Origin of the sequence: Parachryseolinea silvisoli (assembly GCF_021190955.1) — a bacterium.
GTDB classification, from domain to species: Bacteria; Bacteroidota; Bacteroidia; order Cytophagales; family Cyclobacteriaceae; genus Ohtaekwangia; species Ohtaekwangia silvisoli.
Map to the genome: position 1 here is coordinate 144,038 of NZ_JAIOAO010000007.1, position 13,199 is coordinate 157,236.

The following is a 13,199-nucleotide window of genomic DNA, read 5'->3' on the forward strand; positions in this document are numbered from 1 at the left end:
AATATCGGGATGGCCTTTTCTTGTGACTATGATGTCGTGTGGCTTATTCCAACACCTCGAAGCTGTAGGTGATTCTCGCGCTCTTTTCGAGCGTGCGCGCGACCGAGCAATATTTCTCCACGGATAAGCTCACGGCTTTCTCGGCCTTCTGCGGGTCGACGTTCCCGTAAAGACGAAAGTGCGCGTGCACTTCAGTATATAATGCCGGCACGGCGTCCTTCTCACGCTCGCCAGTAATGGTAATCTTTATGTCGCGAAGGTCCTGTCGTTGTTTCTTTAGTACACTGACGACGTCGATGCCGCTGCAGCCACCCATGGCGGCCAACAACATCTGCATCGGGCGCATGCCATGGTTGCCCCCGCCGATATCGGGCGAGCCGTCCATCTCCACGCGGTTGCCATGCTCATTTACTGCCTCCATGTGGTAGGCGTCGTTCAAACGATTTACTTCTATCTTTATCATAATGCTTTTACTTCTGCTTCTTGCTGTTGCGGCCAGGCCAGGCTGCCGGTTATCATCGCCACCAGGCTTACCAGGGTGGCCGGCACCAGGCTGGGCCACTCCGTTTCGTATACTTCGAAGATAATCCATGTCATCATCCCCAGCGCCATGGCCAACAGGGCACCGGTGCTGCTGGAGCGCTTCCAGTAGATTCCCAGAGTGAGCGGCACAAACAGTGACACCAGGCTAAGGATGGACGACTCACCCACGAGCTCATAAATATTACTGCGCATACAGGCCATCGCCGTCGCCACAGCGCTAAAGGCAAGCACCGAAAGGCGCGTGAGCAGCAGAAACTGCCGGTCGTTGTAACGATGCCTGGTCAGCGGCTTGATCAGGTTTTCGGAAAAGATCGAGGCTGGAGCCAGGATGGCGGAGCTGGCCGTACTCATGATAGCCGACAGCAGCGATCCGAAAAACAAGATCTGGACAGGCAGCGCCGTGTGTGCCAGCACCATGTTGGGCAACGCCATCTGCGGGTCGCCGGCAATCATTTCCGGATAGAGGTGTTTGATGCAGAGGCCTATAAAGATTGGGAACATGGCAATCGTCAGATATAGAAACGCCGCGAAGTAACACGAAAGTTCCGCGGTGCGCGCAGAGCCGGCGGACATCGACCGCTGGAATACATCTTGCGAGGGAATGGACCCCAGGCCCAGGACGGCCCACGCCGCCAGGTAGGTCACGATCTCGCGGGCATCCCATGTCGGCAGGAAGCGGAAGGTCCCGGCCGGTACTTCCTTTATGATATTGTCCAGGCCACCCGCCTTGCCCGTCAGGATCACGGCGAGGATGACCATGCCGAGTATAATGATGATGCTTTGGATAAAATCCGTGATAGAGATCGCCCACATCCCCCCGATATAGGTATATAACGTGACGACTACTGCACTGATCACAATGCCCTGCCACAGCGCCAGCCCCGTGACTGCACACAGCACCAGGCCCATGGCCACCAGCTGTGCAGCGATGTAGCCTACATAGGGAATGGCCAGGAATAAGCTGGCGGTAAGCTCGGTGGTCCTGCCATAGCGTGTCTTAAAGAAGTCACCCAGCGTGAGCAAGTTCATGTTGTAGAGCTTGCGGGCAAAGAACAACCCGAATAAGAGCAGACAGAGTGAGGCGCCAAACGGATCTTCCATAACAGCATACAGGCCGCCCTGGATAAATTCTGAAGAGGCGCCAAAGACGGTCTCCGACCCAAACCAGGTGGCGAACAAAGCAGCCGAGGAAATGGCAATGGGCAGGCTCCGGCCCGCCAGCAAAAAGTCGCCGGAGGTTTGCACCCGGCGGGAAGCCCAGATTCCCACCAGCACGGTCAGGATCAGGTAAGTAATGATAAAAGCAAGCAGCAACGTATTACAAGGTTATGGCATGACCGCTAAAATTAGAAAAGATCGCCGGAATTCCGCATACGCCCTCACCTAACGACGGTCTTGTTTCTTCAGCTGAAAGGTGCGCGTGACGTTAAACCCGAGGTGGATCTTACCGTCAAAGAAATCGCCTTGCGTCTGGGTGATGAAGGTACGCTCTGTCAGGCTGGTCGTGTTGGTCAGCACCAGCTGGAACACGTGACCACCGGTCTCGATGTCGACACCAAACCCCAGGGAGTTGTACCGGGGCAATAGCTCCTGGGCCTCGAGCACATCGTTGTCGGGCGGATCGATGCGGTAATAATATTCGGTGGTCAGCGCCACGCTTCGGGTAAGTTTTAAGCGGCCGCCGATACCAAGCGCCACGTGATCGTTGCGTTCAGCAGTCTTGCTCACAGCATTCTTATGAATAAATGTCGGCATGAGCTGCAGGGATAAGCGTGGCGAGAATTTGCGCGCCAGCAAAAGCTGGGTAGTATACGCCAGGCGGTCGGCCATCTCGAACCCTTCGGGCTCGTTATCGCGCTTGGGCGAAATGCTATAGGCCACGCCGCCCAGTGCCGTCAGGGTAAAGGGGAAGCTGTTCTTGCCCGTGCGTTGCGATAAGGCTTTATATTTCAGGTAGCCGTCCATGATCTTGTCGGAGGAGTTGCGACCGATGCTGACCGACAGGTTGTCGGTAATGCCATAATCCAACCCCAGGCGCACAAAGGCTTCGTCCAGGCCAAACATTTCATACAAGCCACCGTCGAGCGGCCCAAACCGGTGGGCGAAGATAAATTCCAGCGTCCCCCCCTGCTTGGTCTCAATGGTATGCCCGTTGACCAACCGTGTGCCTTTGAAGGTGGCAATGGTATAGTCCGTCTCTGGTTTGGTTTTGTTGAGTTCGTCCAGCAGGTCGCCTTGGGCTTGCGCCAGCAGCGGCAGCAGGGTGACAAAAAATAGAATTCTTGTGATCATAGGGTTATTGGGCGCGGTAATTAAAATCGACGGTGACCTCCACCTGCTGGGCGATATTTTGCCAGACAATTTGCGGCACCTTTATGGCGTAGTCCTGAAGCTTGATGATAAAGTTTGACTTCATGGCCAGCGTCCCGCCTTTGCGTTCGACGGTTCCGGGAAACTGTATGTCTTTGGTCACACCGTGAATGGTCATCTTACCGACGGCATTAACTTGCTGCACACCTTCCGCTGTCGGGTCGAACCCAACGATCTGTCCCTCGAAGAATGCTTGCGGATATTTTTCCGACTCCACATACTTTTCATTAAAGTGCACCTGCATCAGCTTCTTTTGAAACTGAAAGTCTTTCATATTGAGCAGGTAGGCAATCTCGCCTTTAGATGCATCGAAGATGCTGCTCACTTTGGTGTTGGTGGCGGCGATGTCTTCAATGACGCCGTCAGAATGAAAGGATATAGTGGACTGATCCAGTACAAACCGATGCTGGGCGAAGCCGTGCACAGCTGTGAGCAACAGGCCAATCAAGAATAAAACGACAAACCTCATGCGCACTTAATCCCCCCTTGCCCCGTTTTCGATCCAACAATACAAAGCATTCTTTTCAGACTCTGTCAGGCTTCCCACCCGCGGCATGTGGTCAGGATCGCTGGCCGGCAGCTGGGTGCGCCGCTGGATTTCCGCGGCATGCTCCTGTAAATTGGTGAGTACCTTCCAGTTAGGAATTCCGCTGGCACCGTCGTGACAGCCCGAAAAAGCACAATTGGTATTAATGATAGGGATAATGTTTTCGGTGTATTTCACGTCGACCGTGGTACAGTTCACCCCGCCGGGGGGCGGCTCGTCCAGGTTGTGGTAGACACAGGCCTGCGTAGTGGCAAGCAGCAGTGCCCAGGCGCACAGAGGGGTCTTCATACTCAAATATACAGCAAAAAACAGAGGGAGCGTGAGCACGGAGGCGGAAAACCCGCGTAAGCATGGGGGTGGCTTTATGCCTTCAATAGGACTTTAGTAGGGCGTATGTACGGCTTTGATACGGGTATGACCTCAGCCAGCCATCCCTATGTCAAAGCTATCTCCATACCTATACCAAAGCTACGGATAACTTATAGTAGCCTTTATGTAATGCCGTGCGGGGATATGCCAGTACCTTATAAATCGGGTAACGCGGCACAGTTCAGTAATTTCCAAAACGGTATAAAATGAGAATCCCCCGAAATCCTGGATTCCGGGGGATAATCACTGTCTATAGTTGGCTTTAATCTTGATTCAAAGATATAGCGTGAGGGCTTTTCCGCCAGCACTAAATCGACCACTTGAAAATATCGCAGATGAATGGAATGTTACGGGGGATGAAGAGCATTTAACAGGGGTCTATATAATTGAAAATCCCCCGAAGTTCTCGACTAAGGGGGATTGTCATGTCTATAGTTGGCTTTAATCTGTATCAAAATTAGGGTTTTATTCGATTTCTACAACCGATTGCGCAAGAAATTGTACAAAATTTCTATCACCTGACCGTTTTCTGAAAATTATCATTTGATTTCCAACGTTACCGATGGGTTGCCGAGTCAGTGGCAAGGGTGTCGCCTTTTTGCAGATAGGTGTCTTTGATACGCTCCTGTAACTGCGGTTTTGAGCCCGGAAAGGTGGTTCGCCGGCTGATGTCATAGCTGATCCAGGCGATGCCCAACACAAATACGATTGCCATGCCGGCAAAAATCTTTTTACCGCGTGTCATATATACTCTACTACTTTGTCCGCCAGCTCGACGTTGTCGGACAGCAGCTCGTAAAACTGATCTTTATTTAATTTAAGGATCACCGCCGTGGAGGCCGCAAACAATATATTGGTATTTACGTCGTTAGGGAAGCCGAGCATCTCGCCAATGAACTGCGCTGGCGCAAAGCTGGCCACGTGCTCGCCACGTTGTAGCAACGCCACCTCTCCTTTTACGAGTACGTAAAAGTGGTTATTGGCCCGTTCGTCCAGCGTCAGCGATTCGCCGCTTTTTAGCCGCAACTCTTCGCTCAGATCGGCCAGGTATGACAAGGTCACGCCGGGCACTCCTTCAAAAATATCACTCTTCTGGAAGAATAGTATCTTTTCAAACCGGGTCATGCGCCGGGATTGGATGATAAGTGTATCGAGGTCACGCTTGATATCGGCGCCTAGCCGCTTCGTGTTCATCTCGTACTCGGTCGCATTGATCTGGTGCAGCGCCCACGCCGACACTTCGCGGATGAGCAGGTCGGGGTTAAACAGCTGTGCGATCAGGTCGAGCTTAAACTCTTCGATGCGTTGCGTGCCGATCTGGAACAATACGCAGGCCTTCGTCCACCGGTTGGACTGGGTAAAATCGCGGTTGATGATAAACTTCAGCACCAGGCGCGAGTCCAGCTTGATGCGCGGGTAGAAGTTCTCCAACCGGCTGATGCGTTCGGCCTCGGATATATCGTCGAGGATAGGGATCACGCGTTGCTTAAGCTGTTCAGACAAAAAGACGTCGAGTAGCTCGATCGCATACGTCACGCCTTCGGCGGTACCGCTGTCGATGTTCTCTTTTACAAGCTGGATCGAGCGCGTGTCGTACAACATCGTTAGCAGCATGTAGATGTGCTCGATGTCACCCTTGATCTCGTGCTGCAGCGCGGTTTTGATCTGCTCGCTGAAGCTTTCGTTGCCGACTTCCTGTATGGCGCTAAGGTTCCAGCTGATGTCGGCCATATCGGATTCAATGGCGTATTTGATACGGGTGATCTGTGATATGCCTGCTTTGAAACCACATTCCCCCAACGAGAGAAGTACCTGCGACACTACCACCTTGTTGGGATAGTCGATCTTGTTCCAAAGAATCTCTTTGGCCCGCTGCCCTCCTACCCGGCCAATAACCTGTACGATGCGCAGCATCATCTGCGTGCTCTGGCCACTGCGGTAAAACGCGGTGTCGAGGGCTTGCAGCGTCGGCGCACCGATCTGCACCAGCGCGTTCATGGCCTGGTTGCTATAGACAGGGCTGCCGAGGTTCTCGATCACGGCATTGATGACCTCGGGGGTGTATTTCTTGATGGATGTTTTAATGGCCGTATTGCGCACGGTGGGCTCGCTGTCGATCAGTAGCTCCATGAGGAATGACGTACATTCTTCCCGCGAGGTGTGCAGCAACAGCTCGGATGCGTAGAGGCGGTCGTTGGGGTTGTTTGAACGCGCCAGCTTGCGAATGCGGGCTTGTGTAATGTCTCCGCCGTGCTGAATGATGAGCTGCAGCTCGCTCCGGCTCAGGATGTTTTTTTGCGCGCCGTCCACCTTGTTCTCGTCCAAACGAATGACGTATTGGTCGGATACCGAAAGGCCTTTTAGCTCGTTCATTTTCTCCTGCGCGTAGTGGCGCACGGGCTCTGCTTCGTTCTTCATCAGGCTGTTCACCCACACCCGTACCTGTCCGGCGTTGATCTTTTCCAGAAGCTTATACGAAAAGACGGCCTTTGAGCCCTGAGGAATATCGAGCATACGCTCCAGCTTCTGGGTGATCAGCGTAAATCCTTTTTCAAGCTTCTCCTGGCGGATGTCCGAGCCCTCGAGCTTGAGGCGAATCTTGTTGCGATACCCGTGGTACATACCGCCTACAACTAAGAAATAGGCCCCGGCCAGCAGAATGAGAAACGCCGAGATATAGAGCATGTTGAAGAACGGCACAAAGGCCAACCCAAAGATGGCCAGACCGGCAACGAAGCGCGCGACCTCGTTCATCAACCCTTCTACTTTAGATTGTACACTGAAACGCAGCCGGTTGTCGAGCGGAATAAAAAAGAGCTTAAATACCGGGTTCTCCAGTGAGTCGCGTAGCGTCCAGTTGAAAAGTCGTGTCAGGGCCACGAACAGGAAGAAATAGATGAAGCCCGTGGGCGCCAGCTCTTTTTCAAAGCCAAAGCTCAGGCCGAAGCCAATGCAGCCTGCTGCAAACAAGGCGGTTACCGCCGGCAGAATGATCAGCGATACACGTAACCCGTAGGTGCTGATGATGCGTTGGTTTACGAACGTCTGCATGATGAGGCTGATGCCGTACACCGCGCCCACAAAGAATGAGTTGAAGTTCGTGAGTGATCGCTCATCGGTATATTGTTTGGTCACCAGCTCCTGGAAGGAGTACTGGCTGAGCACAAACATGACCATGGAGATGAGCAGGAACACGCACAGGGTACGAATGTACTTGTCGCCAAACAGCTTGACCAGTCGTGTCTCGCGGCGAACAGCCTGTCCGAATTCACGTGGGTCATTTTTGGACAACGTAAAAGACGATGCGATCGCGAGCAGCAGGATCGATACGACGGCGATACTGATGGCACACACCAGCAGGTAGTCGGAAGTATCCTCTATAATTTCCGACGTGAACGGGATGGCTACCAGCGTCGCCAGAATGGCGGCAATAAGCTGGCCCGTATCAATCCAGCCGATGATACGCTTGGATTGTCGGAAGTTAAACAGCCGGCCAAAGATACCCCAGAAGCTTAGCAGCAGGATGGCTGTCATGGGGCCGGACATACAGTACAAGGCAAAGATGAAGTAATTGTGCCAGGCCTGGTCGCCAAAGTTCAGCAACCAGTAGGCTCCCAGGGTAAACACCAAAATAAGTGTAACCGCTCCCAAGGCCAGCGTTGTAAACCGGATGCGGTTTTGGAAAAAGGCGAAGGTCGATGTCGTGATGATACCCAGGCCCCCGGCCACCAGGAAAGCTTTGTCGAGGTAGCTGCCCATGCGGTTCAGGAACAGCGAGTCGGCCGTTACCTGGTAGGTGGCAATAAACACCCCCATAAAAAAGCCTGTACAGAGCATCAGTACAATCTGCTTCTGCTCTTCGCTCTTGATGCGCAACGCGTTCGCTAGCCCTTTTGCCATACGGGGATAATCATCAAAGATAAAAAAATCCGGCCCCGATGAAACATCAGAGCCGGATTTTAGAAACGTTGTCCGTATACCCTTACAGGTTTACCGGGTTATTTTGTAGCTACCGAGTCTTTCTTCGGCGTGGTGCCGTTCTTCTCAGCCGTGTATTCGCTGTTCAGTCCGGTAATAACATCTTGCGATATATCCAGGGCGTTGTTGGCCCACAGTACGTCGCTGGTGGGGTCGTGCTTCAATACTACCTGCAGGCCCTTGTCCTTACCATACTTCTTCAGGTACTCGGTCACGCGGGTGTAGAGCTCACGGTTCAGTTTAGCTTCTTCTTCCATCAGCGCCTGGCTCAGGCTCTGCTGATACATCTGTAGATTCTGTTGCTTCTTGCCCAGTTCTTCCTCTGTCGAGCGTACTTGTCCCAGGGTCATGCTGGATACGTTGCGTTGATATGCAGCGATTTCGTTTTGTAGGCCTTGTGCACGGTTACGAAAATCCTGCTCCATCTGTTTGGTCTTTCCTTCCAGGGTAGCTTTGTTGACCTTCAGGTACTCGTAGTATTTAAGCACGGTGTCAGAATCGATGTACGCTATTTGCAGCGCGCCGGGCTCCAGTGCAGAGGTTGCGGTGCCGCCAGCCGGCTTATCTTTTGAAAAATGTAGGAAAAACAGGACACCAACCGCAATCAGCAGCACGATGTTGAGGATCAATGAAAGATTCTTCATGGTTAAGGTTCAAGTTCAGGGCGCAAATATGGTCAGAATTTAATAAATGGCAAACGGGTGCGCCCCGCCCGACCCTAATCGGCTTCCTGGGTCTGAAACGTATACAGGGTGGCGTCCAGCTTGAGGGTATCGTCGTTGAATTCGCGAATGAACTTCTCGATGACCTTGGGGCTGATGACCTCCACGTGCAGGCCGGCATCCAGGCTCACGCCGAACTCGACATTGGCGTCGACATCGACATGCTCCTTTACCTTGACGGCTTCATCCTCCTCCAGCTCCATTATAACTTCGGCCATAAACAGGCCGATCTCTTCCTCGAGCGGATCAAGCGCTTCGAGGTTTCCGTTCTCGTCTTCCTCGTAGGAGATCTTTTTATACTGCGGGAAATGTTTGGCGGCGCGGTGCTCGGCAATTTCGTAGAGCTCGCTTTCGTGCTGCAGCCGGAGCGTATAGATTACGGCGTCGTATACCACGTCACGCCCCTCGTACTTGCCAATAAAATAGAAGTGGGCGTATTCGTCCGAGTTCTCGTCTTCGTCGTCGTAAACAAAATTTCTGCCCGAAGCGTCTATTTGAGCCCGATAGTCATTCAAGACGTCTTGTGTAAACCCTATGTTCTCTGGTGTTGCCATACCGCGATTGTCCTTAAGAATGTCTTTTGCTTTAATTTAAAAAATAAAATGGTAAACGCCGCACGCTTTCCGGCGCAATGAGGGGCTTTATTCTCGTTGCAATTTCCGGGGGCTTACGTAAAAAAGCAATGTCAAATACGTGTTTATTTGAACCATTCGGCATACATCGGGTAATTTCCCGCCGTACGGCGAATCACGGCCCGCATCTCGTCGGTAATGTCTTTAACCCGGCGAGCCGGCATGCCTGCATAGATGCTGCCCGGCTCCACCTTGGTGCCTGCCAGCACAACGGCTCCGGCAGCAATAACAGAATCGCTGCCAATCTCAGCGTCGTCCATGACAATCGCACCCATTCCGATAAGCACGTTATCGTGCACCGTGCATCCGTGCACAATGGCGTTGTGGGCAATGGATACGTTACTGCCGATGACCGTTTTAGCCTTTTGGTAGGTACAATGAATAACGGCACCATCCTGGATATTAGTATTGTCACCAATGGTGATGGAGTGCACATCGCCCCGCACCACGGCGTTAAACCACACCGTGCAGTTGTCACCCATAACGACCTCTCCCACCACCGTGGCGTTGTCGGCCAGAAAACAGTTTTTCCCAAAGCGGGGCTCGTGTCCACGAACGGATTTAATCAGCGCCATGTTACTAAGTATGTCAGTACGATATTGGCGGCAAGGTACAAACCGGATTCCAGAGTGACTACCCGCATTTGGCGTAAAATTGCGTTATCCGAGACAGTTTTACTGACAAGATGTCACTTTTAAAGACTAAAAATTGTATTTTTGCGATTTACTGAGCAACGACCATCGCCCATGAAAAACCTGATCGAAGACCTGGACGTCATAACGCCCCGCGAGACCGAAGCGTGCGAGACTTTCCAGGTGTCCAAGGATCAAAATACCGGCAAAGCCCGCAAGCTTTATATTGAAAGCTATGGCTGCCAGATGAACTACTCCGACAGTGAGATCGTCGCCTCCATCTTACAAAAGGAAGGTTTTGACACGACCTCTGATATCCTGCAGGCCGACGTAGTCTTTTTAAATACCTGTTCCATTCGCGAAAAGGCCGAGCAAACTGTCCGCCACCGCCTGCACCATATCAACGGCCTGAAGAAACAGAAACCGGAGATGCTGGTGGGTGTGCTGGGCTGTATGGCCGAGCGTTTGAAAGCGAAGTTCCTGGAAGAAGAAAAGATTGTCGACCTCGTCGCCGGGCCCGATGCTTACCGCGACCTGCCGGCCCTGATCGGACAGGTGGACGAAGGCGAAAAAGCCATCAATACATTCCTATCCCGCGAGGAGACCTATGCCGACATCAGCCCTGTACGATTGAACTCCAACGGCGTGACGGCCTTCGTCTCCATTATGCGAGGCTGCGACAATATGTGCTCATTCTGCGTGGTGCCGTTCACCCGCGGCCGTGAGCGCAGCCGTGATCCACAGTCGATCCTGGCTGAAGCGCAAGATCTCTTTGACCGTGGTTATCGCGAGGTAACGCTGCTGGGTCAGAATGTAGACTCCTACAAATGGAGCCCTGAGAATAACAACAAGGCGTGGATTGAGAAACGCGGCACCAACGACGTGATCACCTTTGCCGAATTACTGGACCGGGTGGCACGGGTGAGCCCCGACCTGCGCATTCGCTTCTCGACCTCCCACCCCAAAGACATTACCGATGACGTGCTGCATACTATGGCCCGTCACGAGAACATTTGTAAAAATATACACCTGCCCATACAGAGCGGCAACACGCGTGTGCTCAACCTGATGCACCGCGACTACTCGCGCGAATGGTACCTGGAAAAAGTGAAGAGCATTCGCCGTATCCTCGGGGAAGATTGCGGCCTGTCATCTGACATGATCGCGGGCTTCTGCTCGGAGACGGAAGAGGAACACCAGGACACGCTCACGTTGATGGACGCCGTGCAATATGACTTCGCCTACATGTTCTATTATTCAGAACGTCCGGGTACCCCGGCGGCGAAGAAGTACCCCGACGACATTCCGTTGGCGGTAAAGACCCGTCGCCTGAACGAGATCATCACCAAACAACGTGCGCACTCGCTGCAGCGCAACCTGCGCGATGTCGGCAAAGTACATAAAGTACTGATCGAAGGATTTTCGAAAAAGTCAGAAGACTTTTTGCAAGGCCGTAACACCGCCAACAAAGTGATCGTCTTCCCGCGTGAACAATACCAGAAAGGGCAGTATGTGCAGGTATTGGTAGAAGAGTGTACCGGCGGCACGCTGATTGGCCGCGCGGCGCAATAACAAACAACCGAGTTATGGCAATTACAGACGCAGAGATACAAAGTGTAAAACAGCGGTTTGGCATTATCGGCACCTCGCCGCTACTAAACAACGCCGTAAGTGTGGCCATTCAAGTGTCACCGACCGATATGTCCGTCCTCATCACCGGCGAAAGCGGTAGTGGTAAAGAATCGTTCTCGAAGATCATTCACCACCTCAGCGCGCGCAAGCACGGGCAATTCATCGCCATTAACTGTGGCTCTATTCCCGAAGGTACGATCGACTCCGAGCTTTTCGGACACGAAAAAGGGTCCTTTACCGGGGCCCACGAAGCCCGCAAAGGTTACTTCGAGGTGACCAGCGGGGGCACGATCTTCCTGGACGAAATTGGCGAAATGCCCCTGGGGACTCAGGCGCGCCTGCTGCGCGTGTTGGAAAATGGAGAGTTCCTGAAAGTGGGTTCTTCGAAAGTACAAAAGACAGACGTGCGTGTCGTAGCGGCTACCAACGTCAACCTGATGCGCAACGTAGAGGAAGGCAAGTTCCGCGAAGATTTATATTATCGCCTTAGCACCGTGCCGATCTACGTACCGCCGCTGCGCGAGCGTGGCCGCGACGTCGAGTTGCTCTTCCGCAAGTTTGCATCGGACTTTGCCGACAAGTATCGTGTCAAACCCATCGCGCTGACAGACGACGCAAAGGAAGTGCTGTTGAAGTATCGCTTTCCCGGCAACATTCGCCAGCTGAAAAACCTCGTGGAGCAAATCTCCGTGCTGTCGACGGATGAGAAAGAAATCAATGCCGACATCCTCCTGCGCTACCTGCCCAAACAAAACAGCTTGCCGGCCCTTTATAAAACGGCCGGCAACGACAAGGATGGCGTGTCGGAGCGCGACATATTATACAAAGTCCTGTTCGACATGAAGAAGGACTTCAATGATCTGAAGAAGCTCGTGCTGGACAACTACTCCCACCAGAACAAGGCGCAAGTCGTGAAAGACCATCCGGGTCTGTTCGAGGACATGGATGCCAACGAGCACCACCCGACCACAGCCTCCGAGCCGGTGCTGCTGAATGTGTCGTCGTCTCTACCCGATGACGACGCCAACGTAGAAGATGTACATGACATCACTCACGAGACCGAAGACGACTCGCTCTCGATTGAGAAGAAGGAGAAGGAACTGATCATGCGGGCGCTTCAAAAAAATAATAACCGTCGTAAATATGCGGCACGGGATTTGGGTATTTCCGAGCGAACCCTATACCGTAAAATCAAACAGTATGATTTGGAAGAATAATACCGCCGCCTCTGTGCAGGTGAAGGCCTTTGCCCTGGCGGCTGTGCTGGCCGTTGTAATGCAGGGATGTGGTGTATACTCGTTCAACGGCTCGGCCACGCAGGCCAAGACCATTTCGATGAGCGAGTTTTACAACAACGCCGACCTCGGGCCGGCCAACATGGGCCAGACCTTTACCAACGACCTGAAGAACTACCTCATTCAGAACTCCAACCTGTCGGTAATAACCGACAATGGCGAGCTGCAGATGGATGGGGAAATCACCGACTTTCGCCTGACCCCCATCGCGCCGGTAGCGACGGGTGACCAGGGTCAGTTCAGCAACGCTTCGTCGACACGGCTGACCATCACCATAAAGGTTACGTACGTCAACACCCTGGACGAGACCATGTCCTTCAAAGACAAATCGTTCTCGTTTTACCAGGATTTTACGAACGACCAAAATTTCACCGACATAGAAGAGCGACTGACTAAAGACATTTTTGCACGTCTCGTCAACGACATCTACAACGCGTCTGTTGCCAACTGGTAAAATTTAGTATTTTTACCAATCAGGC

At 52.7% G+C, this 13,199-nt stretch carries 13 protein-coding genes; 3 read left to right on the top strand and 10 right to left on the bottom strand.

Going from position 1 to position 13,199, the window contains the following annotated elements:
• Positions 1-43 precede the first annotated feature (43 nt).
• From K7P01_RS29640 to K7P01_RS29685, 10 genes are all read right to left on the bottom strand, one after another.
• Complete coding sequence (locus K7P01_RS29640) at positions 44-463, bottom strand: OsmC family protein (RefSeq protein ID WP_267298221.1); 420 nt, start codon at positions 461-463, stop codon at positions 44-46.
• Complete coding sequence (locus tag K7P01_RS29645; protein WP_267298222.1) at positions 460-1,857, bottom strand: sodium:solute symporter family protein; 1,398 nt, start codon at positions 1,855-1,857, stop codon at positions 460-462. The genes K7P01_RS29640 and K7P01_RS29645 overlap by 4 nt, the downstream gene beginning before the upstream one ends.
• Positions 1,858-1,926: 69 nt before the next feature.
• Positions 1,927-2,835, bottom strand: a complete 909-nt coding sequence (locus K7P01_RS29650) for a DUF5777 family beta-barrel protein (RefSeq protein ID WP_267298223.1) — start codon at positions 2,833-2,835, stop codon at positions 1,927-1,929.
• Positions 2,836-2,839: 4 nt separating this feature from the next.
• On the bottom strand, positions 2,840-3,382 hold the full coding sequence (locus tag K7P01_RS29655) for a YceI family protein (RefSeq protein ID WP_267298224.1): 543 nt from the start codon (positions 3,380-3,382) through the stop codon (positions 2,840-2,842).
• A 6-nt stretch (positions 3,383-3,388) separates the two neighbouring features.
• Positions 3,389-3,748, bottom strand: coding sequence for a hypothetical protein (locus tag K7P01_RS29660; RefSeq protein ID WP_267298225.1), 360 nt, complete (start codon positions 3,746-3,748; stop codon positions 3,389-3,391).
• A 637-nt stretch (positions 3,749-4,385) separates the two neighbouring features.
• Positions 4,386-4,544, bottom strand: coding sequence for a hypothetical protein (locus K7P01_RS29665; protein WP_267298226.1), 159 nt, complete (start codon positions 4,542-4,544; stop codon positions 4,386-4,388).
• Positions 4,545-4,570: 26 nt separating this feature from the next.
• Positions 4,571-7,729, bottom strand: a complete 3,159-nt coding sequence (locus K7P01_RS29670; RefSeq protein WP_267298227.1) for a cyclic nucleotide-binding domain-containing protein — start codon at positions 7,727-7,729, stop codon at positions 4,571-4,573.
• A gap of 98 nt (positions 7,730-7,827) precedes the next feature.
• Positions 7,828-8,451: an OmpH family outer membrane protein gene (locus K7P01_RS29675; RefSeq protein WP_267298228.1), complete on the bottom strand. Its 624-nt coding sequence runs from the start codon at positions 8,449-8,451 to the stop codon at positions 7,828-7,830.
• Positions 8,452-8,525: 74 nt separating this feature from the next.
• On the bottom strand, positions 8,526-9,083 hold the full coding sequence (locus tag K7P01_RS29680; protein ID WP_267298229.1) for a hypothetical protein: 558 nt from the start codon (positions 9,081-9,083) through the stop codon (positions 8,526-8,528).
• A gap of 143 nt (positions 9,084-9,226) precedes the next feature.
• Positions 9,227-9,736 (bottom strand): gamma carbonic anhydrase family protein, encoded by a 510-nt coding sequence (locus K7P01_RS29685; RefSeq protein ID WP_267298230.1) that lies wholly within the window; start codon positions 9,734-9,736, stop codon positions 9,227-9,229.
• A 171-nt stretch (positions 9,737-9,907) separates the two neighbouring features.
• Between K7P01_RS29685 and miaB the strand changes: the two genes are divergently transcribed.
• From miaB to lptE, 3 genes are read left to right on the top strand one after another with little or no spacing between them, the layout of a single operon-like run.
• Positions 9,908-11,365 (top strand): tRNA (N6-isopentenyl adenosine(37)-C2)-methylthiotransferase MiaB, encoded by a 1,458-nt coding sequence (gene miaB / locus K7P01_RS29690; protein WP_267298231.1) that lies wholly within the window; start codon positions 9,908-9,910, stop codon positions 11,363-11,365.
• A gap of 14 nt (positions 11,366-11,379) precedes the next feature.
• On the top strand, positions 11,380-12,642 hold the full coding sequence (locus tag K7P01_RS29695; protein ID WP_267298232.1) for a sigma-54 interaction domain-containing protein: 1,263 nt from the start codon (positions 11,380-11,382) through the stop codon (positions 12,640-12,642).
• On the top strand, positions 12,626-13,174 hold the full coding sequence (gene lptE, locus K7P01_RS29700; protein WP_267298233.1) for an LPS assembly lipoprotein LptE: 549 nt from the start codon (positions 12,626-12,628) through the stop codon (positions 13,172-13,174). Before K7P01_RS29695 ends, lptE begins: the two co-directional genes overlap by 17 nt.
• Positions 13,175-13,199 lie beyond the last annotated feature (25 nt).